Origin of the sequence: Alistipes muris (assembly GCF_943193205.1) — a bacterium.
GTDB classification, from domain to species: domain Bacteria; phylum Bacteroidota; class Bacteroidia; order Bacteroidales; family Rikenellaceae; genus Alistipes; species Alistipes muris.
Window position 1 is genome coordinate 62,792 of record NZ_CALPDD010000008.1, and the last position, 22,827, is coordinate 85,618.

General features: G+C 62.6%; 19 protein-coding genes. 18 read left to right on the forward strand and 1 reads right to left on the reverse strand.

The genetic code is table 11. The features are described from left to right. The 6 genes from NFR47_RS05975 to NFR47_RS06000 all read left to right on the forward strand — a co-directional run bounded on the left by NFR47_RS05975 (position 1) and on the right by NFR47_RS06000 (position 3,646). Positions 1-651, forward strand: a complete 651-nt coding sequence (locus NFR47_RS05975; protein WP_251214658.1) for an RnfABCDGE type electron transport complex subunit G — start codon at positions 1-3, stop codon at positions 649-651. Beyond that, entirely contained in the window at positions 644-1,228 is a 585-nt protein-coding gene (locus tag NFR47_RS05980) for an RnfABCDGE type electron transport complex subunit E (protein WP_251214659.1), read from the forward strand. The genes NFR47_RS05975 and NFR47_RS05980 overlap by 8 nt, the downstream gene beginning before the upstream one ends. A 2-nt stretch (positions 1,229-1,230) precedes the next feature. After that, entirely contained in the window at positions 1,231-1,809 is a 579-nt protein-coding gene (gene rsxA / locus NFR47_RS05985) for an electron transport complex subunit RsxA (RefSeq protein WP_251214660.1), read from the forward strand. A 372-nt stretch (positions 1,810-2,181) separates the two neighbouring features. Continuing rightward, the gene (gene hpt / locus NFR47_RS05990; RefSeq protein ID WP_251214661.1) at positions 2,182-2,724 is read left to right on the forward strand and encodes a hypoxanthine phosphoribosyltransferase; all 543 of its coding nucleotides are present in this window, start codon (positions 2,182-2,184) and stop codon (positions 2,722-2,724) included. Continuing rightward, positions 2,724-3,359, forward strand: coding sequence for a 7-carboxy-7-deazaguanine synthase QueE (locus NFR47_RS05995; protein ID WP_251214662.1), 636 nt, complete (start codon positions 2,724-2,726; stop codon positions 3,357-3,359). Before hpt ends, NFR47_RS05995 begins: the two co-directional genes overlap by 1 nt. A gap of 5 nt (positions 3,360-3,364) precedes the next feature. Further along, positions 3,365-3,646 (forward strand): septum formation initiator family protein, encoded by a 282-nt coding sequence (locus tag NFR47_RS06000; RefSeq protein ID WP_251214663.1) that lies wholly within the window; start codon positions 3,365-3,367, stop codon positions 3,644-3,646. Positions 3,647-3,694: 48 nt separating this feature from the next. Here the strand turns inward: NFR47_RS06000 and thiL are convergent, their stop codons facing one another. After that, positions 3,695-4,633 carry a thiamine-phosphate kinase gene (gene thiL, locus NFR47_RS06005; RefSeq protein ID WP_251214664.1) on the reverse strand — a complete coding sequence of 313 codons (939 nt, stop codon included), beginning with the start codon at positions 4,631-4,633 and terminating at the stop codon, positions 3,695-3,697. Between the two features lie 399 nt (positions 4,634-5,032). Between thiL and aroQ the strand changes: the two genes are divergently transcribed. The 12 genes from aroQ to NFR47_RS06065 all read left to right on the forward strand — a co-directional run bounded on the left by aroQ (position 5,033) and on the right by NFR47_RS06065 (position 22,816). Beyond that, on the forward strand, positions 5,033-5,476 hold the full coding sequence (gene aroQ, locus NFR47_RS06010) for a type II 3-dehydroquinate dehydratase (protein WP_251214665.1): 444 nt from the start codon (positions 5,033-5,035) through the stop codon (positions 5,474-5,476). 19 nt (positions 5,477-5,495) lie between these two features. Further along, complete coding sequence (pyk, locus tag NFR47_RS06015) at positions 5,496-6,959, forward strand: pyruvate kinase (RefSeq protein ID WP_251214666.1); 1,464 nt, start codon at positions 5,496-5,498, stop codon at positions 6,957-6,959. A 4-nt stretch (positions 6,960-6,963) separates the two neighbouring features. Continuing rightward, the gene (locus NFR47_RS06020) at positions 6,964-8,430 is read left to right on the forward strand and encodes a lipopolysaccharide biosynthesis protein (RefSeq protein ID WP_251214667.1); all 1,467 of its coding nucleotides are present in this window, start codon (positions 6,964-6,966) and stop codon (positions 8,428-8,430) included. A gap of 268 nt (positions 8,431-8,698) precedes the next feature. Then, positions 8,699-9,769, forward strand: coding sequence for a LacI family DNA-binding transcriptional regulator (locus NFR47_RS06025; RefSeq protein ID WP_251214668.1), 1,071 nt, complete (start codon positions 8,699-8,701; stop codon positions 9,767-9,769). A gap of 2 nt (positions 9,770-9,771) precedes the next feature. Continuing rightward, positions 9,772-10,584: an SDR family oxidoreductase gene (locus tag NFR47_RS06030; RefSeq protein WP_251214669.1), complete on the forward strand. Its 813-nt coding sequence runs from the start codon at positions 9,772-9,774 to the stop codon at positions 10,582-10,584. Between the two features lie 14 nt (positions 10,585-10,598). Next, on the forward strand, positions 10,599-11,777 hold the full coding sequence (gene uxuA, locus NFR47_RS06035; RefSeq protein ID WP_251214670.1) for a mannonate dehydratase: 1,179 nt from the start codon (positions 10,599-10,601) through the stop codon (positions 11,775-11,777). 60 nt (positions 11,778-11,837) lie between these two features. Continuing rightward, the gene (locus tag NFR47_RS06040; RefSeq protein ID WP_251214671.1) at positions 11,838-14,942 is read left to right on the forward strand and encodes a SusC/RagA family TonB-linked outer membrane protein; all 3,105 of its coding nucleotides are present in this window, start codon (positions 11,838-11,840) and stop codon (positions 14,940-14,942) included. A 12-nt stretch (positions 14,943-14,954) separates the two neighbouring features. Then, a complete protein-coding gene (locus tag NFR47_RS06045) occupies positions 14,955-16,397 on the forward strand; it encodes a RagB/SusD family nutrient uptake outer membrane protein (RefSeq protein ID WP_251214672.1) in 1,443 nt (480 codons plus the stop codon). A 19-nt stretch (positions 16,398-16,416) separates the two neighbouring features. Further along, entirely contained in the window at positions 16,417-17,019 is a 603-nt protein-coding gene (locus NFR47_RS06050; protein WP_251214673.1) for a fasciclin domain-containing protein, read from the forward strand. A gap of 21 nt (positions 17,020-17,040) precedes the next feature. After that, positions 17,041-18,603 (forward strand): hypothetical protein, encoded by a 1,563-nt coding sequence (locus NFR47_RS06055; RefSeq protein ID WP_251214674.1) that lies wholly within the window; start codon positions 17,041-17,043, stop codon positions 18,601-18,603. Positions 18,604-18,674: 71 nt separating this feature from the next. Further along, positions 18,675-20,480 carry a glycoside hydrolase family 99 protein gene (locus NFR47_RS06060; protein WP_251214675.1) on the forward strand — a complete coding sequence of 602 codons (1,806 nt, stop codon included), beginning with the start codon at positions 18,675-18,677 and terminating at the stop codon, positions 20,478-20,480. Beyond that, the gene (locus tag NFR47_RS06065; RefSeq protein WP_251214676.1) at positions 20,477-22,816 is read left to right on the forward strand and encodes a glycoside hydrolase family 31 protein; all 2,340 of its coding nucleotides are present in this window, start codon (positions 20,477-20,479) and stop codon (positions 22,814-22,816) included. The genes NFR47_RS06060 and NFR47_RS06065 overlap by 4 nt, the downstream gene beginning before the upstream one ends. Positions 22,817-22,827: the final 11 nt, after the last annotated feature.

The window sequence follows — 22,827 nt, forward strand, 5'->3', positions numbered from 1 at the left end:
ATGAAAAGCACACTTCTCAACATGACGGCCGTTCTGTTCGGCATTACGCTTATCGCTTCGGCGGGCGTCGGCGTCGTCAACATGATTACGCTGGAGCCCATCGCGCAGGCCGAGCTGGCCGCCAAGACCGAAGCGCTCAACGGGGTGCTTCCCGCGTTCGACGAGACGCTCAGCGACGAACTGACCATCGACGACATGATTGTCACGGTCCACACTGCATCGCTCGACGGTATGACGGTCGGCTATGCGGTCGAAGCCATCTCCAAGCAGGGCTTCGGCGGTCCCGTCAGCCTGATGGTCGGCTTCACGCCCGCAGGCGAGGTCATCAACGTCAACGTCCTCAAGCAGACCGAGACCCCGGGCCTCGGCACCAAGATGGCCGACGAGGGCAACCCCCTTATCAACAGCATCAAGGGTCAGCAGCTGGAGCAGAAGAAGCTCGTCGGCGGCAAGCTGGCCGTCACCAAGGACGGCGGCGACGTCGATGCGCTGACCGCCGCCACCATTTCGTCGCGCGCCTATGTCGACGCGATCAACCGCGCCTGGATGGCTTTCAAGAGCGTTTCGACGGGCGAGATGCCTGCCGACACGGCGTCCGGCGCCACCCGAACCAGCGAGCCCGAGGCTCAGGAAGGAGGTCAGAATGAATAAGTTGAAGATTATTTTGAGCGGCATCGTCAAGAACAACCCCACGTTCGTGCTGGTGCTGGGCATGTGCCCCACGCTGGGCACCACCACTTCGGCCGAAAACGGCATGGGCATGGGTCTGGCCACGATGGCCGTGCTGATTATGTCCAATCTGGTGATTTCGCTCGTCAAGAACATCATCCCCGACAAGGTGCGCATCCCGGCGTTCATCGTCATCATCGCGTCGTTCGTGACCATCATCCAGATGTTGATGCAGGCGTTCGTGCCGGCGCTCTACGCGTCGTTGGGCGTCTTCATCCCGCTGATTGTCGTCAACTGCATCATCCTCGGCCGCGCCGAGGCGTTCGCATCGAAGAATTCGGCGTTCGATTCGGTGCTCGACGGCATCGGCATCGGGTTGGGCTTCACCTTGTCGCTGACGGTCATCGGCGCCGTGCGCGAAATCCTGGGCAGCGGCTCGTTCTTCGGGCTCAGCCTTGGCATTTCCGATTTCACGCCCCTGATTTTCGTCCTCGCGCCGGGTGCCTTCCTCGTGCTGGGCTACCTCATGGTTCTGTTCAATAAATTAGCCAAAAGATAGTTATGGAGCTTTCCTATTTCGCAATCATCATCGGCGCCATCTTCGTCAACAACGTCGTGCTGGCGCAGTTCCTCGGCATCTGCCCGTTCCTGGGCGTGTCGTCGAAGGTCGAGACTTCGCTGGGCATGGGGGCGGCCGTAACTTTCGTCATGGCCATCGCCGCCGTCGTCGCGTGGCTGATCCAGACCTATGTGCTCGTGCCGCTCGGCATCGTCTACATGCAGACCATCGTCTTCATCCTCGTCATCGCGGCGTTGGTGCAGATGGTCGAAATCATCCTCAAGAAGCTCTCGCCGTCGCTCTACCAAGCGCTCGGCATCTTCCTGCCGCTCATCACGACCAACTGCGCCGTGCTGGGTGTGGCCATCCTTATGATTCAGAAGGAGTTCGACCTCTTGCAGAGCGTCACTTACTCGGTCGCTACGGCCCTCGGCTTCGCCCTCGCGCTGGTGCTCTTCGCCGGTATCCGCGAGCGGTTGGATTTCGAGGACGTGCCCAAGGCTTTCAAGGGGATTCCCGTCGCGTTGATTACCGCCGGCATCCTTGCCATGGCGTTCATGGGTTTCTCCGGGCTCGTGTAGTGCCGGGCAGTTCCTGCGAACCGTTCGTTTTCGTCCCGGGGGAGTGTGTTTCCCCGGGGCGAACTTTTTTAGAAAGGTGAACTTTGCGAGTAGGCGAGGGCAGAAGCCACCGCAGGCGGATTATGCCGAGCGGGAGCAGATGATGGTGCAAACCGAGTGCAGAGCCAAGCATTGCTTGAGCTATGCCGAGGTGCCGCCCATCCAAGCCGCAGGCAAGTCAAGCCCCGGTAGGGGGCTTAAAGGTGAATTGCGGGTGCAGCGGGGGATTTCCGTGCAGGGCAGGAAATTGCGCCCTCCCGCAATAATTTTTCTGCCGAAACGCTTATTTCTTGCGTGCAATTCGTTACTTTTGCAAAAACAAATTCTGACCCCATGAAGGAGATCATACAGCTTCACGACAAGAAATTCCGCATCATGATTCCCGCCGAGCAGATCGACCGGGCCGTGAGCGAGGTCGCCCAGCGCATCAACCGCGATTATGCCGACAAGCAGACCCCGCTGTTCGTCGGTGTGCTGAACGGGTCGTTCATGTTCATGAGCGACCTTATCAAGAAAATCGAGTTCAACAACGAGCTTTCGTTCGTCAAGCTCTCGTCCTACGAGGGCACTTCCTCGACCGGGGAGGTCAAGAGCCTGTTGGGGCTCAACAATTCCATCGAGGGGCGCCACGTCATCATCGTCGAAGACATCGTCGACACGGGCGAATCCATCGACCACATGATTCGCGACCTCGAAGCCCGCAAGCCCGCGAGCATCGCCGTCTGTACGCTCTTTTTCAAGCCCGGGTCCTACCGCAAGCAGCGGCCCATCGAGTACCGCGCCATGGAGATCGGCAACGAGTTCATCGTCGGCTACGGGCTCGACTACGACCAGCTGGGGCGCAGTCTCAAGGATATTTACGTCGTTACCGAGTAATGGCGGCTTTTCCCGATAGCGGCGTGCTCGACGGCGGGCGTTCGCTGCCCGTCGCCGAGGATTTCTATACCGTGCAGGGCGAGGGGCGCCATGCAGGGCGGGCGGCTTATTTCGTCCGCTTGGGCGGGTGCGACGTCGGGTGCGAGTGGTGCGACGCCAAGTATGCCTGGAATCCGGCGCTCTTTCCGCCCGTCGGGGTCGGGGAGGTCGTCGGGCGCGTGGCCGCCTGCGGGGCGCAGACCGTCGTGGTTACGGGCGGCGAGCCGCTGATTTATCCGTTGGAGCCGCTGACCCGCGCGCTGGCCGGGCAGGGGGTGCGGATTCACCTCGAAACTTCGGGCTCGCATCCTTTCAGCGGGCGTTTCGACTGGGTGTGTCTTTCGCCCAAGCGCCGCCGGCCGCCGCTGGACGAGGCTTTCGCACGGGCCGACGAATTGAAGGTCGTTGTCGGCTGCGAGGATGATTTCGCGTGGGCCGAGCAAAACGCCGCGCGCGTCGGCGAGGGGTGCCTGCTCTATCTTCAGCCCGAATGGAGCGTCGCCGAAAAGGTCATGCCCGCCATTGTGGAGTACGTCAAGGCGCATCCGCGGTGGAACGTCTCCGTCCAGACCCACAAATACATGCAGATTCCCTGATGTCCATGGATGCCCGGCTTGTCAAAAGATTCTGGATCGGCGCTACGGTGCTGATCATGGCTTTCACCCTCTTCGTCGTGGGGCGGAACGTCGTCCACGCCATCAAGATTCAGCGGCAAATCAACGAGCTGAACCGGCAGAAGGCGGTTTTTCAGACCAAGATTACCGCCGACAGCCTTTTGCTCCGGCAGCTTCGCTACGATGAATATCTGGAGCAGTACGCCCGTGAGCATTACCGGATGCGGCGGCACGACGACCATGTCTACATCGTCGAAGAATCCCGTTAGGGGTATCTGCTCGGATTGTTGGCCCGTCGGTTCCGGCGGGCGTTTTTCTTAGTAGTGGGTGAATCCCCGCCAGTCGAGTTCGGTTTCGGCGCCGTCGCGCAGCCAGCGCAGTCCGTCGCCCGGTTCGATGCGGCCGACGGGGTAGAGCGGTGCGCCGAACCGTTGTGCGAAGTCGGCCGTCAGCTTCTCTGCCGCTTCGGGCGCCGCCGTCAGCAGCAGCTGATAGTCTTCGCCCCCGCAGGCGGCCGTGCGCAGGTCGCTGCCCTCGGCCACGGGTATCTGCGTCAGCTCGATAGCCGCGCCCATGCCCGATTGTTCCATGATGTGGCGCACGTCCGATGCCAGCCCGTCCGAGAGGTCCATCATCGCGTGTACTTCCCGGCGCGTTCCGAGCCATTGCCCCTCGGCGACCTGCGGCAGCGGGCTGCGGTGGAGCGCCGCCAGCGGGGTGTCGTACCTGCCTGCCAGAATGTCGCGCAGGCCCGCGCCCGACGCTCCCAAGGGACCTGTCACCAGCAATATGTCGCCCTCGCGCGCGGCGCTGCGGCGTTTCAGATGCTTTTCGTCCGCCCGTCCGATGGCCGTCACATTGATGGTGATGCCGTGTTCGGAGCGGGTCGTGTCGCCGCCCACGAGCGCCGTTCCGTAGCGGGCCGACAGTGCGTGGTAGCCCTGCATGAAGCGGGCCGCCCATTCGTCCGTCGCGTCCGGCGGCAGGGCCAGCGACAGCAGGGTGGCCACGGGGCGGGCGCCCATGGCCGCCACGTCGCTCAGATTGACCGCCAGCGCCTTGGCGCCCAGCTCCTCGGGCGTCGTCGCTTCGCGCAGGAAGTGCACCCCTTCCGTCAGCAGGTCGGCCGTGAACACCAGCGCCTGCCCGTCGCCCAGCGGCAGGACGGCGCAGTCGTCGCCGATGCCCTCGAAGCCGCCCGGCGGCAGGTCGGCGCACAGCGTGCGGAGGCTCTCTATGAATCCGAATTCGGTCATACCCTGCAAAGGTAATTAAAAATGAAAAATTAAGAATTAAAAATTATACTGGCGTTCTGAAAGAGCAAATGGTCTTTTTTCAGATGTTTCGCTGCGCTTGTTTTCCTCCTCCTCCTTGCATGGCATAGCCCGCCAGCGGTCTCGGCTCATGCTGCGAGCGTCGGGTCCTCACATACGTTCTGAATGACAAATTTTACGCGGAGCCCGGCTCGCGCCTACGCGCGACCGCCCTGGCCGGGCCCGCGGGAGGAGAGAATGTATAGTTAATGAATGATCGGCCCGACACGGCAAAAATCATTAACCGTTAATTATTAACTATTGATTATTCATTGTTTTGTGGTTCGCTTGCGTTATCTTTGTGCCCGGATTCGCCCGGGGTGCCGGGCAGTTTGCAGAGCCATGAAAATATTGATTCTCAACGGGCCCAACCTCAATTTGCAGGGCCGGCGCGAAACCGGGGTCTACGGTACGCAGCCGTTCGGCAACTTCTTCGCTGCGCTGCAAGAGCGTTATCCGCAGGTCGGGCTGGAGTATTTCCAGTCCAATATCGAGGGCGAGCTCATCGACGCCGTGCAGCAGGCCGAGGGGCGTTTCGACGGCGTGGTGTTCAACGCCGGGGGGTATACGCATACTTCCGTCGCCCTGCGCGATGCCGTCGCCGCCGTGTCGGTGCCCGTCGTCGAGGTCCATATTTCGTCGATTCTCGCCCGCGAGGAGTTCCGCCACGTCTCGCTGCTCGCGCCCGTGGCCGTCGGTTCGGTCATGGGTTTCGGGCTCGATTCTTACAGACTGGGTATCGAGGCGCTGCTCGAAAGGGCAAGGGCATCCGCTTTGCAGCAGTAAAAAACAAAACAAGTAGAAAATGGATAAGTTGAAGAAGACCAAAATCGTCGCCACCATGTCGGATTTCCGGTGTACCGAGGAGTTCGTCCGTCGGCTGGCCGACGCCGGGATGGACGTCGTGCGCATCAATTCGGCGCATGTCACCCTCGAAGGGGCTTCCCGCATCGTCGAGACGGTCCATCGGGTCAATCCCGCCATTCCCGTCATGATCGATACCAAGGGACCCGAAATCCGCGTCACGACCCTCGCGCCCGAGTTCGGCGAGCGCATCGAGTTCAAGGCCGGCGACCGCGTCGCCGTTCGGGGGTCGGACGGTTCCGACGCCACCACCCGCGAGGTGGTCTACATGAACGTGCCCGGCATCGTCGCCGACATCCCCGTCGGGGCCCGCATGCTCATCGCCGACGGCGAGGTCGAGCTGCGCGTCGTCGGCAAGTCCGATTCGGAGCTCGCCTGCGAGTTCGTCGGCGACGGGGCTTTGAGGTCGCGCAAGAGCGTCAACGTTCCCGGCGTCTCGATAGACCTGCCGTCGGTCACCGACAAGGACCGCCGTTTCATCGAGTGGGCCATTTCGCACGACGTCGATTTCATTGCCCATTCGTTCGTGCGTTCCGTGCGCGACTTGCAGGCCGTGCAGGCCATCCTCGACGCCCACGGCAGTCCTATCAAGATCATCTCCAAAATCGAGAACCAGGAGGGGCTCGACAACATCGACGAAATCATCGAGGCCTCCTACGGCATCATGGTCGCCCGCGGCGACCTGGGGGTCGAACTGCCCGCCGAGGTCATCCCCAATACGCAGCGGCGCATCGTCGAGAAGTGTATTTCGGCCAAGCGTCCCGTCATCATCGCCACCCAGATGCTCTATTCCATGGTCCGCAATCCGCGTCCCACGAGGGCCGAGGTGAGCGACGTGGCCAGCGCCATCTACGAACGCGTCGACGCCGTGATGCTCAGCGACGAGACCGCCATGGGCGATTATCCCGCCGAGGCGGTGGCTACGATGGCCCGCATCGCCCGCGAAATCGAGCGCGACGAGAGCCATTTCAAGCCCATGGTCGACCTCGACATGATTTCGGTCAACCACGAGATTACGGCCCAGCTCGCCCGGTCGGCCGTGCGGGCGTCGACCAACCTGCCCATCCGTTACGTCGTTCTCGATACCAAGACCGGGCGCACGGGGCGTTACCTGGCGGCTTTCCGCGGTCAGAAAACCGTCGTCGCCGTTTGCTACCAGCTTCACGCCCAGCGTATTCTGGCCCTTTCCTACGGCGTCGTGCCCATCCTGCGCAAGCAGGAGCTGTGCGACCGTTACCACTTCCTGACGGATGCCATGGAGGTGGTGGGGCATCTGGAGGATAGCGATTTGCTGGCCATCGTCGGCGGCAGTTTCGGTCCCGACGGCGGTGCTTCCTACGTCGAGATCGCCGACGTGAAGCGTATCCGCGAGCGCAACGAGTACAGCGCCTGCCAGACCCATTGATGCCGTGGCGGGCGAATTGAAAGAGCGCGTCGCGCGCGGCGTGGCTTGGTCCATCGGCGAGAAGGCCGGTACGATGCTCCTGCAAATGGGAGTGTCGATCGTCGTGTTGCGTCTGCTCATGCCCGGCGATTTCGGCGTCGTAGCCATCCTCACTGCTTTCGCCGCCTTCGCTGTGGTCGTCGTCGACAGCGGTTTTTCGCAGACCCTCATCCGCAAGACCGAGCCTTCGGCCGAGGATTACCGTTCGGTGTTCCTCTTCAACATCGGGGTTTCGGCCGTGCTTTACGTGTTGCTCACGGCCTTGTCGCCTGTGGTGGCCCGTTATTACGACATGCCCGTCATCACGCAGATCGCCCCGGTCTTCTTTCTGTTGGTGCCCGTCAATGCGCTGTGCGTCATCCAACATACCATTTTCACCCGGCGTTTCCGATTCGCCCTTTTGTCCAAGGTCACTTTCACTGCTTCATTGGTCAGCGGCGTTGCGGCCGTGCTGTTGGCGTTGGCCGGATGCGGGGTGTGGAGCTTGGTTGCCCAGCGGGTTTTGCAGATGGCCGTGCGGGCCTTGCTGTTGTGGTGGCTCAGCGACTGGCGGCCCCGGCGCAGCGCGGGTTGGAGTTTCGCGGCCTTGCGCGAGATGGCGCCGTTCAGTTTCAGTTTGTTGGCCACCGACCTCATCTCGGCTGTCTATAACAAGATTCCGCAGCTCTTCATCGGCAGGCTCTATTCGGCCCAGACCCTCGGTTTCTTCGACCAGGCGCTCAAGCTCAAGGACCTGCCCGTCTCTTCGACCATGACCGCCGTGCAGGGGGTCACTTATCCGGCGTTCTCCCGCATCGCCGGCGACGGGCGCAAGTTCGCCGAAAGTTTCCGGCAGGTGACTATGATTGTGGCCTATGCCATGTTTCCCGTCATGCTCGGTCTTTCGGCTGTGGCGCGTGACATGTTCGCCGTGCTGTTGGGCGACAAGTGGATGCCTACGGTGCCTTATTTCGAGGCCGTTTGCTTGGCCGGGCTTTTCTATCCGGTGGCGATGGTGGCTTACAACGTCATGAAAGTGCGGTGCGGGGGGGCCCTTATCGTCCGGCTGGAGGTCTCCAAGAAGATTGTCCTGACGGCCATCTTCGCCCTCACGATTCCCCGCAGCGTGCAGGCCGTTGTGTGGGGGCTGGTCGTTTTCGCCGCATGCGAAATGGTTGTCAACGTCTGGGCCGCCCTGCGTGTCTCGGCATTGCCGGCGCGGCGTTTCGTGCGGACGCTGTTTCCGATAGCGTGCGTCGCCGGGGCCATGTATGCGGCCGTCCGAGGGGTGGCGGGGGCTCCCGTCGCCAACCCGTGGCTGCGGTTGCTGTTGGAGGTCGTCTGCGGGGCGGTCGTCTATCTGCTTCTCTCGCTGCTTTTCCGCTTGGAGGCGTTCCGCGAGCTTCGCGACATCGTCCGCAGGCAGTTCGCCGCGCCGCCGCACGAAATTTAGTAAGCGTAAAAATCGCCGTTTCTTGATAGGCGGAAAATCCTGCGATTTTCCGCCTCTTTTTTTGTTGCCGGAGTGTTCGTTTTTGTTGTCGCGGCGCGACGCAAATCCTTTGCCGTGCGGTTTTTCCGGCTTCGGTTTTCCGGACGTCCGGCGGGTTCGCAGATTGCGTCCGGCGGGTTGCTTCCGGGTCGTATTTTTTGGAAAATCGCAAGTGTGTGCGCACACACTTTGGATATTCGGAAAATTGTTTCTATGTTTGCATACAACGATGGACAAGCTCAAAGAACATATCCGCATCGTCGACATCGCCCGTATGGCCGGAGTTTCGGCCGGGACGGTCGACCGCGTGCTCCACAACCGGGGCAAGGTCTCCGAGGAGAATCTGCGCCGCATCCGCGAGGTGCTCTCGGCGGTCGACTACCAGCCCAACCTCGTGGCCCGGTCGCTGGCTTCGAGCCGCGAACGGACCCTGGCCGTCATCATTCCCTCGTTCCGCGAGGGCGATTACTGGGCCGACGTCGACGCCGGGATTTCGCGCGCCGCCGTCGGGGCCGAGCGTTTCAACGTCCGGGTCCGCCGTTTCTTCTTCGACCAGTACGACCACGCCACCTTTTTAAGGACGCTCGCCCGCGTGCGCGACGAGCATTTCGACGGCGTGCTGCTCGCTACGCTCTTTGCCGATTCGGTCGTGGCCTATGCGCACGAGTTGGACGCCGAAGGGATTCCCTACGTCTTCGTCGATTCCAACATCGCCGGCTGCAACCGCCTGGCCTATTTCGGCACTTCGTCGGCCGACGCCGGATGCGTCGCGGCCCGGCTGCTCGCCGACCGCATCGCGCCCGACGCCGACATCCTCGTGGGCAGTATCGTCCACCGCGGCGACGGTGGGTCCAACCAGTGCCGCAGCCGCGAGGCGGGTTTCCGCGACTACCTCGGCCGCGCAGGGTTCCGCGGCCGCCTGCTCGGGGTTTCGCTCCGGCTCGACGACGAGGCTTACAACCGCCGCGTGCTCGATGAGCTGTTCGGCCGGAACCCCCGTATCGCCGGGGCCGTCACCTTCAATTCGACTTGCTATATTCTCGCCAACTACCTCCGCGCTTCGGGCCGCGACGGGGTGCGGCTCGTCGGCTACGATGTCATCCCCCGCAACCGTGAGATGCTCGAAGCAGGGGTCGTCACGGCGCTCGTCGCCCAGCGTCCCGCGGCGCAGGGTTACCACGGGGTCATGGCGCTCTGCGACATGCTGGTCAGCGGCCGCCGCGGTCCGACCGACAACCTGATGCCCATCGACATCGTCCTCCGCGAAAACGTACAATTTTATAATAGCCACATCATCTGATTATGAAAAATCTTTTCGACATTCGCGGCCTCGTGGTCGTGGTTACGGGCGGTGCCGGTATCCTGGGCCGTTCCATTTGCCGCTACCTGGCCGAACAGGGCGCTTCGGTCGTCGTGCTCGACCGCGACGCGCAGGCGGGCGGCGAGCTGCTCGACGCCATCCGGCAGCAGGGGGGCGACGGGCTTTTCCTCACCACCGACGTGCTCGACCGCGAAGTGCTGGAGCGCAACCGTGCCGACATCCTCGCCAAGTACGGCCGTATCGACGTCCTGCTCAACGCCGCAGGCGGCAACATGGGCGGCGCGACCATCGCTCCCGACAAGTCGTTCCTCGACCTCGAAATCGACGCTTTCAAGAAGGTCGTCGACCTCAACCTTTTCGGTACGGTACTCCCCACTACGGTCTTCGGCGAGGCCATGACCGCCCGCAAGAAAGGCGTCATCGTCAACTTCTGCTCCGACTCGGCCCTGCGTCCGCTTACCCGCGTCGTGGGCTACGGCGCCGCCAAGGCCGCCATCGGCAACTATACCAAATATATGGCCGCCGAGCTCGCCACCAAGTTCAGCCCCGAGATGCGCGTCAACGCCATCGTCCCCGGGTTCCTGCTCACCAACCAGAACCGGGCGCTGCTGACCAACCCCGACGGTTCCTATACCGACCGCGCGCGGACCATCATCGCCCACACGCCCGCCGGACGCTTCGCCGAGCCCGAGGAGCTGTTGGGTACCATCCATTACCTCATCAGCGACGCTTCGTCGTTCGTGACCGGGGCCCTGGCCGTGGTCGACGGCGGTTTCGACGCCTTTTCGATTTAACGAATAATCATCCCATGCCTATCCTTTGCACTCAGTCCTGGCGCTGGTACGGGCCCGATGACCCCGTATCGCTGGAGTATATCCGGCAGGCAGGCGCCACCGATATCGTCCATGCGCTGCACCACATCCCCAACGGCGAGGTGTGGCCCGTCGACGAAATCCGCAGGCGGCAGCAGCTCATCGCCGATGCCGGGCTCACCTGGTCCGTCGTCGAGAGCGTGCCCGTCCACGAGCATATCAAAACCCGGTCGGGCGAGTTCCAGCGCTATATCGACAATTACAAGCAGTCGATCCGCAACCTCGCCGCCTGTGGCATCCGTACCATAACCTACAATTTTATGCCCGTCCTCGACTGGACGCGTACCGACCTCGCTTTCACCGTCGCCGACGGTTCCAAGGCCCTGCGCTTCGAGCGGGCGGCTTTCATGGCGTTCGACCTCTTCATTCTCGGGCGGCCCGCTGCCGAACAAGAGTACTCCGACGCTGAAAAGGCCGTCGCCCGGGCCCGTTTCGAGCGGATGGACGACGCTGAAAAAGAGCTCCTTACGCGCAACATGATTGCCGGGCTTCCCGGTGCCGAGGAGAGTTTCACGCTCGACCGGTTCCGCCGCGAGCTCGACCGTTACGAGGGCATCGGCGCCGAAACGCTGCGGGCCAACCTCGTGGCATTCCTCCGGGAGGTTTGCCCCGTCGCCGACGAGGCGGGGGCTGTGCTGGTCATCCATCCCGACGACCCGCCCTATCCGATTCTCGGCTTGCCGCGCATCCTCTCCACCGCCGCCGATTTCCGCAAGCTCACCGACGCGGTGCCCAACCCCTCCAACGGGCTGTGCCTTTGCACCGGGTCGTTCGGCGTGCGCGCCGACAACGACCTGCCCGCCATGATGCGCGAGTTCGGCGACCGCGTGGGGTTCGTCCATCTGCGCTCCACGCAGCGCGATGCCGAGGGCAATTTCTACGAAGCCAACCATTTGGAGGGCAACGTGCCGATGTTCGAGGTCATGAAGGCGCTGCTTGAAATCCAGCAGCGGCAGGGCCGTTCCATCCCCATGCGGCCCGACCACGGACACCAGATGTGCGACGACCTCGGCCGCCGTTCCAACCCCGGCTATTCGTGCTACGGGCGCCTGCGGGGGCTCGCCGAACTGCGCGGGCTGGAGTTGGGCATCGCCCGTTCGCTCTTCGCCCAATAATGACAGACCAACCTTAATATAAACCTTTATGAAGAAACTTTTGACGCAACTCCATTCGCAGTGGCTGCTCCTCGCGGGGCTCGTGCTGCTGTCTCCGGGGCTTGTTTCGGCGCAAAATGCCGGGGGGGGGGGAATTTTACCTTCTCCGGCGAGGTCTACGCCGACGGTGAGCCTCTTATAGGCGCTACGGTCACCGAGCCCGGCACTTCCAACGGTACCGTCACCGGTGCCGGCGGCGCTTTCTCGCTCCGCCTTTCGCGGCGGGGCGCCGAGGTGCAGGTGTCGTTCATCGGCTACGAGACCCGCACCCTGCGCGCGCAGGCCGACCGCCTGCGCATCGACCTGGTGGCCGACGCCCAGCAGATCGACGAAGTGATGGTCGTCGCTTACGGCACGATGAAGAAGCGCGACATCACGGGCGCCGTCACCTCCCTTTCGGAGGAGGCCATCGAGCGCAAAATGGCTTCCAACGTCTTCGAGGCCATGCAGGGACAGGTCGCCGGCGTCCACATCACGGCCGGTTCGGGCCAGCCCGGCGAGTCCGCTTCGGTCAACGTGCGCGGTATCTCCACTTTCTCGGCCGAGGGAGTCAAGCCCCTGTTCGTCGTCGACGGCATCCCCATGGAGGACATCGACGGCATCAACACTTCCGACATCCTCTCGGTCGAGGTGCTCAAGGATGCCGCATCGGCCGCCATGTACGGTTCGCGTTCGGCCAACGGCGTCTTCATCATCACCACCAAGGGCGGTTCGGTCTCCGCGCCGCGCGTCGAGGTCAAGTACTACCATTCGTGGGGCAAGCTCTCCCACAAGCTCGCGCAGGCCACCCGCGCCGACCGCCGCAACTACGACCTCAAGCGCCGGGCGTTCTTCCTTGAGAACAAAATCGGTACGCCCGACGAGAGCTTCATGATTATCCAGGATTCGCTCAACGCGTCGTTCAACATCGACAACGACTACCAGGACATCCTGTTCCAATGGGGCCAGAAAGACCAGGTCGACCTCAGCGTCTCGGGCGGTTCCGACAAAATCAAGTACTACGGCTCCACGGGCTATTACAACGAGCGCGGTATCGTGCCCAACACCGGGTTCCAGCGCCTCACGGCCCGTCTCAACGCCGATTACAACGCCAACAGCTGGCTCACGCTCCACAGCCGCGTCTCGCTGGGCTATTCGCAGAAGAACGGCATCAACGAGGGCCAGCTCATGACGGCCATGCTTTCGCGCCGTCCCTATTTCAATCTCTATTATCCCGACGGGTCGCTCGCGGGCGTCTTCCAGGGGCAGAAAAGTCCGCTCGCACAGGTCGAGTACACCACCGACCGCACCGAGTACTACAAGGTCAATTTCTACCAGGGTTTCGAGGTCAGGCTGGCCAAGGGGCTCACTTTCTCCACCAACATCAACGCCAATCTCTACCTCGACAAGCGCCGCCGCGTCTATCCCAGCATGATTACCGACGAGTGGCAGAAAAGCAATACGGGCTATTCCAACGACAATCTCAACTGGAACTGGCTCAACGAGAACGTCCTCACCTACAAAAATTCGTGGGGCGGCCATAACTTCACCGCCATGGTCGGTTTCAGCGAGCAGCAGTGGCGTTACGACCGCAACGTCTTGTCGGGCATCAATTCGTCGTCCGACTTCCTCACGACGATGAACGCCTTTTCGGCCAACCTCATCCTCTCCGAAACCGGGGCCTGGCAGCAGAACCACGCCATGGCGTCGCTCTTCGCACGCGTCAATTACGATTACAAGTCGCGTTATCTGGTGCAGGCCACCGTCCGCCGCGACGGGTCGTCGCGCTTCTCCAAGAAGAACCGCTGGGGCAACTTCCCCTCCGTGTCGGCCGCCTGGCGTCTCTCCGACGAGCCGTTCATGAAGTTCTCGCGCCGCGTGCTCGACGACGCCAAGATACGCGTCAGCTGGGGTGTCACCGGCAACGAGCAGATAGGCAATTACGATTATCTCTATTCCTACACCACGGGCGACATCTACGACGGCATCGGCGGCGTCTATCCCGCCCGGCTCGCCGTCGACAACCTGCGCTGGGAGGAGACCCGCCAGACCGACGTCGGTCTCGACCTGAGCTTCTTCGGCCAGCGGCTCACCCTCACCGCCGATTATTACGACAAGTATACCGACGGCCTGCTGGCCAACCTCGAACTGCCCAAGGAGTCGGGTTTCGGGTCCATGCGCACCAACATCGGCGAGGTCCGCAACCGCGGTTTCGAGCTCTCGGTCGCAGGCGACCTGGTCCGCACGCGCGATTTCCGTTGGAACGCGTCGTTCAACATTTCGCGCAACTGGAACAGCATCGAGCGTCTTTCGACGGGCGAACCTTACCTTGAGGGCGACCTGTGGTGGATGCAGGAGGGCGGTTCGGTCGGCGATTTCTACGGTTACCGCCAGCTCGGCATCTTCCGTTACGACCAGTCCAACGCCTTCACGCCCGATACGTGGCAGCAGCTCACGCCCGTCTTCGAGGGGGGCGAGTTCCGCGGCTATACGCTCAACGGCCAGGCCTATACGGGCGACGTCGTGCAGAAGAAGCTGCCCAACGGCAAGCCTTTCCGCGGCGGCGACATCAATTGGGACGAGGCTCCCGGTTCGCGCGACGGGGTCATCGACGAGAACGACCGCATGGTCCTCGGCAACGCCCTGCCCACCTATACGGGCGGTCTCTCCACGACTTTCACCTATAAGAACGTTTCGCTCTTCGTGTCGTTCTATTATTCGTTCGGCGCCAAGATTTACAACGACGCCGAGCACCAGCGCAACATGTTCAAGTATTCGTCGACCACTCCCTCGCCCCATGTCATCAACAACATCTGGGTGCACCAGGGCGACGAGGCGCTTTACCCGCGGCCTTATAACGACGAGTTCAACAATGCGCGCTACGCCAATTCGTTCTACCTCGAAAAGGGCGATTTCATCCGCCTGCAGAACATCCGGCTCAGCTACGACCTGCCCGAGCGGTGGCTCAAGCCCGTGCGCATCAAGTCGCTGCAGGTCTACTTCTTCGCCAACAACCCCCTCACCTGGACCGCTTACAGCGGCTACGACCCCGAATTTTCGTCGGCCAATCCGCTGCGCATCGGCAAGGATACGTACCGTTATCCCCACAAGCGTGAGTTCGGTGCGGGCCTGAACGTCAAATTTTAACCGATTACCGCCATGAAAAAACATATCGTCATCCTCGCCGCCGTTCTGTCGGCTTCGCTCGCCGGGTGCGGTTCGTTCCTCGACGAGCAGCCCGTCAGCGAGGTTCCCGCAGGCAACATGTGGAAGACTTCGCGCGACGCCAAGGCCGGGGTCAACCAGATCTACGGGTTCTTCCGCACCGCCATGCGCGAGAATTACTTCTATTGGGGCGAGTTCCGTTCCGACAACCTCGCGCCCGGCGCTTCGTCGGCCGCCGACCAGCAGCGCGTCATCGACAACCAGCTCACCACCGACCACCGCTGCACCCGTTGGACCGACCTCTACAAGGTCATCAACCAGGCCAACCTCTGCATCAAGTACATCCCCGGCATCGACACGCCGTCGGTCGCCGAGCGCGACGACCTGCTCGGGCAGGCTTACGCCATGCGTGCCCTGGCTTATTTCTATGCCGTGCGCGTGTGGGGCGACGTGCCTTTGTTCGTCGAGCCCAACGAGGCATACAGCGACGCTATCTACCGCGAGCGCACCGACTGCGATTACATCCTCCGCGAAATCATTCTTGAGGACGCCAAGAAAGCCGAGGGGCTTCTCGACCGCACCAAGAACAAGGAGCGCAAGCGTATTTCGGTCTACGGCGCCTGGGCCATCATGGCCGACGCCTACATGTGGCTGGGCGAGTACAGCCTTGCCGACCAGACCATCCAGAAGATGAAGAACGACGCCTCGTTCATGGCTTTCGAGCCCAGCATCGACACCTGGAAGAAGATGTTCACCGAGGAACTCAACGGCAAGGCCAGCGACAACACCCCCGAGAACGACGATTATTCGACCAAGGAGTTCATCTTCGTTATCCACTTCAACATGGACGAGGTCGGGACCAACGGTTTCAGCTACATGTACCAGTGGTTCACCGGGTCGGGCAACCGCGCCGGGGTCGTTTCGGAGACCCTGCGCAATAAGTTCGAGCAGGACCGCGACCTGCGCTTCCCCCTCGTCGCCAAGGAGTACCAGGCCGGGTGGGAAATGCGCAAGTACATCGCGGGCGACATCTCGTCCACGCTCAACAAGACTTGCCAGGTCGCTTATCCTGTCTACCGCTATTCCGACATGCTTCTTTTGCAGGCCGAGGCGCTGGCCCGTCTGAGCAAGTGGGAGGAGGCGCTCGATCTGGTCAAGCTCATCCGCACGCGTGCCGGGCTCGATACGCCCCAGGCCGATTCGTTCGCCACCGAGGACGAGCTGGTCGACTTCATCCTCGACGAGCGCCAGCGCGAGCTTCTTGGCGAGGGGCGGCGTTGGTTCGACCTCGTGCGCACCGGACGCTGGAAGACGGTCATGGGGCCCATCAACGGGTGCAGCACCGAGGGCAACGAGCTCTTCCCCGTCCATTATTCGCACCTCGACCAGAATAAGGCGCTCAAGCAGAACGCCTACTATGCCCAAACCCAGGAATAATCTTCAAATTCGCAAAGTTATGTTCAGCCATATCATCCGTTCCCTGTCGTTGTTCGCGGCCCTCGTGGCCGTCGGCTGCGGCGACATGAAGTTGCAGACCGACGCCGATTTCGACGCTTCGGTGCTCGACCCCCATATCGACATGACGGCGTGGGAGTACTTCGAGACGCGTTCCGACATCTTCTCGAAGTTCATGACCGCCATCGAGCTCGCCGACATGAAGGAGTACTACACTCAGACCGCGCATCCTTATACGTTCCTCGCCCTCACCAATACGGCCGTCGACGGTTTCGTCTCCGGCGCCGGGTTCTCGTCGGTCGAGGAGGTGCCCGCCGAGAGTTTGCAGAACCTGATCCGTTACCACATCGTCGACGGTGTTTACAGCAGTTACGGCGATTTGCCCGTCGAGCCCATCTTCGTGCTCACGCTCCTGCGGGGAGAGGAGGGGCTGATGACCATGCTCACGCGCAAGAATCCGTGGATGGCCGACGCCGGTAAAATCGTCGTCAACAACACGGGCAGCAACGGCTCCTCGCCCATGCGCCTGGCCGTCAGCTCCAACATCATGCCCTTGAACGGCGTCGTGCACGTCTTCGAGAGCCATTGTTATTACAAGAAGTAGCAGCCTCAAAACCGAATCCTTATGAACAAGCATTCAATCATATCCCTGTTGGCTTGGTGTTTTGCCGCCGTGTCGTTGGCGGCCTGCTCCGACGGCGAGGGCATCGACCCGTCGTCCGCCGAGCCCGTCGTGGCTTATCCCTACGAGACGCTCGTCGCCGACCTCAACAAGGCCGACAATCTGCCCGTCGTCGCCATCGTCAAGTCCGAGGCCGGGCTGCGGAGCGTCGCGCTCGCCATCCTCACCGACGGGGGCGAGACGATTCCCGTCAGCACCGTCACCGAGTTCTTCGACCGCCACAGCTTCAGCCTTTCGGAGAAGATCAATTACAAGTCCGATTACGTTTCGGCCGTCGTTTCGGCCGAGGATTTGCTGGGCCGCCGCGCCGAGGCTGCACTGCCTATCCGGATTATCGACATCGTCGAACCTCCCGTCATCGTCTTCTCGCCCGAAAGCTGGGAGTACGACGAAACCGTCGGCGGCGACTTGCCCAATACCCGATTCGTCGTCACCAGCGAGGTGGCGCTCAAGAGCATCGAGATGTTCCGCGTCTCCACCGAGGGGCAGACCCAGTACGGCGGTACCGTCACGGGCGGCGATACCGACCCGTGGGTGCGTTACGAGTTCGACGCGCTGATTGCCTACGGCGAGAACGACCGCGGTTTCCGCGTCCGGGCCGTCGACAGCTACGACCAGGTGCGCATCGTCTCGCTCCCTGTCAAGTATAAGACCGTGCCCCCGCCGACCGTTACGCCGGCCGCCGAAACCATCGTCGCCGAGCGCGACGAAAGCAAGGCCGTTGTGCTCGACATCGAATCCATGGCCGGTGTGGTCAAGGTCGAGCTGTTCCTGCGCAAGGGCAAGACGCTCGGTTCCGACCCTGTCCTTTCCAAGACTTACGCCGATAAGCCCAATACGCTTGCTTTCGCTGAATCGCTTGCTTTCTCCGACGATGTTTCCGGCGTCCGGGCCGTCGTCACCGACAACGTCGGCCGTTCGACGTCCGTCGACATCAAGGCCATAGTCGGCATGGAGTTCGTCGAGGACGCGGTAATCGGGGGCATAGGCTTTACCGATGGAAATGCCTCTCAGCCGGGTGTCTATTCGCTCTTTTCGCTCAAGTACATGAAGACCCTCCCCATGACCGAGGTGCTCGACAATGCTACTTCCACAAGTGCCGACGTGGACATTTGCTACTACAACATGAGTAACAAGACTTTCCGCATCTACTCTCCCGACGGCGAAAAGAAAAGCGAGTATAAGGCGGCGGACGGGCGTACGCTGAGCAATCTTCCGGCAGCCGTTCTGACCCGCTACCAGCTTCGCAACGACATCGACTTCGACAGCGCCACAGCGGCAACGATTACCGAGCAGATTGTTGCAGGGCAGTTGACTTTATCCCGAATCGACGCGAACGTCGGCGACGTCATCGCTTTCAAGACGGGCGGCAAGTCTTCGGCCGGGGGTAACAGGGTCGGCATTCTCAAGGTGATGGACATCGTTTCGTATACGACCGAAACGGGCGCTCCGAAAGACACCCAGAAGTCGACCGTGATTGTTTCCGTCAAGTTCCCCAAGGAGTAGCCGTCGTTGTTTTCCGGGATTCTCCGGGTCCGTAAGGGCCCGGGGATTCCCCTTTTTCCGATTTCTTTCGTATGAAACTTTTCCGTCTGTTTTTGCTGCCCGCGCTTTGCGGCGTCCTGTCCCTCTCGGCCCAGAACGGCAAGAAGGTCTATGCCGATTTCCACGGCGTGCGTTATTCGCGCGCCCACGACGGCAAGCTGGGCCGTTGGGAGATGCACGCCGATACCCGGAAGTCGGCCACGGGGCGTGAGCGGCTTTGTTACAACGCCGATTTCGTCGATTCGCTCGGGCGCCACGACATCGCCGCCGTCGCTTATCCCGCCGTCGGCATGCAGTCCGACCTCGACCCCCACGCCATCGAGTACAAGATTCTCTCGGCCAAGACCGCCGGTATCGACGGCTTCTTCATCGAGTGGGGTTTCATGGGCCACGAGAACGACCTCTTGCTTCGGGCCATGCAGCCCGTCGCGGCCCGCTACGGTTTCGAGATAGGCGTCAATTGGTGCGACGGGTGGCTCTATTACGATTGGATTACGCGGCTGCACCCCGACATCGTCACCCGCGAGCAGAAGACCGACTATTACGTCCGGTGTTATCAGTACCTCGTCGACAGCGTCCTTTCCGGTCCTACCGCTCCCCGCGTCGGCGGGCGGTCCGTCTTCTACCTCTTCGGGCCCGGCGCTTCGCCCGCCGAGTACGCGCGCGTCGTCGCGCAGGTCCGCTTCCCCGAGGGGTCTCCGCGGCCTGCCGTCCTGCGGCGCTGGGCCGAGTGGGGCAGGCTCGACGGCGACCGTTACGAGCCCGTCCGGTGGAGCGACGACATCGAGGCCTGGCGCAGGCTCGGGACCGTGCCGACCCCTTGGCTGCCCGCCCGTGTCCGCACCCGCGATGCCGCCCACGCCGAGTGGGACCATTGGGCCGCGCCCGATGATTGCATCGAGTTCATGAAGCCTTTCCGCGATTCCGTCTGGTTGAGCCCCGACCCCGCCTGTACCGTCAAGTCCGGGTTCGTCGCGCCCGGGATGGACAACCGTGGCTGCGCAGGGTGGGGCGGACAGCATTTCTATTGCATCCCCCGCGACGGGGGCCGTACCTACGAGCGGCTGTGGCAGTTCTGCATGGAGTCGCGCGACAGCCTCGACATGATTTTCATCGCTTCGTGGAGCGATTATACCGAGGGTCACGAAATCGAGCCCACCCGCGAGAACGGCGACCGCGAGCTGCGCACTACGCTGCGTTACGCTTCGGCGTTCAAGGAGTTCGCCGCCGATTCTTCCGGTCTGGAGTTGCCCGCGCAGCTCTTCGGTGCCCGGAAGCGCAGTGCTTTTCTCGCCGCCGCAGGCCGTAAGGCGCCCGGTGCCGACGCCTTGCTCGACAAGGCCGCCCTTTGTATCGCCAACGCCCGCTATGCCGACGCCCGGCAGTTGCTCGACGACGCCGGCGGGCTCCTTGCCGCTGTTGAGCAGAAGTTCCGGCGGCGGGCGCTCGACATAGCGGCTTCGGACCTGCGTTTCAGCAGCGAGCCCTTGCACGGGGCTTGGAGCGCCGACCCCGAGTTGAAGGTCTACTTCCCCGCGTGGGCGCTCGGTCCCCTGATGACCGCCCGGGCCCATTCCGGGTACCTCGAATTCGAGTACTTCGACGGCGCGCCGACCGACCGCTTCGCTTTCGTCTATTCGCGTACCGACCGAAGCCCCAAGGAGCTGTTCTCCACCGTCGCCAAGTTCCGCACCGACGGTTCGGGCCGTTGGAAGCGGGTGCGCGTCGAGCTCCCGCCCGAAAATATCCGTTACGACGCGTCGCCCAACTTCACTTTCATGTTCAAGGGGCCCGTCCAGGTGCGCGACGTTTCGTTCCACTATACTTTGTTCCGATGATTCGCCGGGCATCCCTCCTCGCCGCGCTCTTTTTCGCCTGCGTGGGCTGCGGCCCCTCCCGCGACGGCAATACGTTCCGTTTCGACGACCGGGGCATGACCTGCTGCGTCGAGTTCCGTTCCGAGCGCGCCGTGCGCATCCTCGTGCGGCCCGATACGGCGCGGCTTGTCACCCGCAGGCTTGTCACCGTTCCTGCCGACGTGCCCGTCGCCGTGCGGTGTCTCTCCGACAAGGATGGGTATCTGTTCCGTACTTCGCGCCTGGAGGTCCGTTACGACCGGGCGTCGGGGCGTTTCTCGTTCTTCGACCCTGCTTCGGAGCGGCCCTTGCTCGAAGAAGACGCGCGCACGCTGGTTGCCGACACCGTCGGCGGCGAGGCCTGTCTGGCCATAGAGCAGTCGTTCCGCACTTCGCCCGACGAATCGCTCTACGGGCTGGGGCAGTACCAGACGGGCCGCGTCGACCATAAGCGCGATACGGTGCTCCTGCTCCAGGCCAACAAGGAGATCGCCAATCCTTTCCTCGTTTCGTCGCGCGGTTACGGCATCTTGTGGGACAATTATTCTTCGTCCGAGTTCCGCGACTGCGGCGAACGGTTCGCGTTCGTCTCCGAGGTTGCCGATGCCGTCGATTATTGGTTCGTCCGCGGCGACAGCCCCGCCGATTGCGTGCGGGGGTACCGCGAGCTCACCGGGGCCGCATCGCTGCCGCCCAAGTGGGTCTTCGGGTTCTGGCAGTCGCGCGAACGTTACAAGTCGTTCGACGAGCTCGAAAGCGTCGCGCAGGAGTTCCGCAGGCGGCGTATTCCGCTCGACGTCATCGTGCAGGACTGGGAGTACTGGGGCGACAGGCCGCACTGGAATTCGCTCCGGTGGGATTCCCTGCGTTTTCCCGACCCTGCCGCCCGCATCGCCCGGCTGCACGACAGCTGCGGCGTCCGGCTCATGCTCTCCGTCTGGCCCGGTTTCGGGCCCCGGACGGAAGTTTGCCGCGAGCTGGAGCAGGCCGGGGCGTTGTTCGACGAGCGCACTTGGGCCGGGTACAAGGTTTTCGACGCTTTCGACCCTGCCGCGCGTGCTGTTTTTTGGCGCCATTTCAGCCGCGGGCTCCTCGCTGCGGGGGTCGACGGTTGGTGGATGGACGCTACCGAGCCCTCGTTCCGCGAGGGATTCACCCAGCGGCGGCAGGAGGAGCGCTCCAAGTCGGCCGGGCAGACCGCCTGGGGGCCTTTCCACCGTTATCTCAACGTGTATTCGCTCGTGTGGATATCCGACCTCTATGGGCGGCTGCGGGACGCACAGCCCGACCGCAGGCCTTTCCTCTTCACCCGTTCGGCGTTCGCCGGGCAGCAGCGCTTCGGCACGGCCGTCTGGTCGGGCGACGTCGTCGCTTCGTGGGACAATTTCCGGCGGCAGCTCGCTGCGGGTGCCGGTTTGTCCGCTTCGGGGTTTCCGTGGTGGACGGTCGATGCGGGCGGGTTCTTCGTCCGTTCCAACGGCGGAGCCTATCCGCGCGGGCTCGCCGACCCCGATTACCTCGACCTCTACGCCCGTTGGTTCCAGTTCGCGGCTTTTCTGCCCATCTTCCGCGCCCACGGCACCGACGTTCCGCGCGAGCCGTGGCAGTTCGGCGGCGGGCAGAGCGTGTTCTACCGCAACCAGCTCAAGTATATCGGCCTGCGTTACCGCCTGACGCCTTTCGTCTATTCCGTCGCCCGGCGCGTCGCCGCCGAGGACGCATCCATGTTCGAGGCCCTCGGCATGGCTTTTCCCGCCGACCGCGCCGTCGCTTCGGCCGACGACGCCTTTCTGTTCGGCGGGGCGCTGCTCGTGCGGCCCGTCTTCCGGCCCATGCCCGCCGGGGCTTCGCACCAGCAGGTCGCCACCTTGCTGCCGCAGCACCGCGGGGTGTGGTGGTACGATTTCTTCACGGGCGAAGCGCACCCCGGCGGCGAGCGCGTCTCCAAGGCGTGCGACCTCACCGAGCTGCCCCTCTATGTGCGCGGGGGTTCGGTTCTGCCCCTCGGCGAGCCTAAGCAGTCCGTCATGGAGGGCCCCGATGCGCGGCTCGAAATCCGCATCTACGCCGGAGCCGACGCCCGTTTCGACCTCTACGACGATTCCGGCGACGGGTTCGGCTACGCCGACGGCCGCTATGCCCTCGTGCGTTTCGATTGGGACGATGCCGCTTCCGCGCTGCGCATCTCCCGCCGCGAGGGGGCTTACGAGGGGATGGCCTGCGAGCAGGAATTCGCCCTGCGGCTGTTCCGCCCCGATTGCGCCCCTGCCGAACAGACGGTTCGTTACGACGGCCGGCCTCTCGTGTGTACTTTTTAATGTTCCGACGA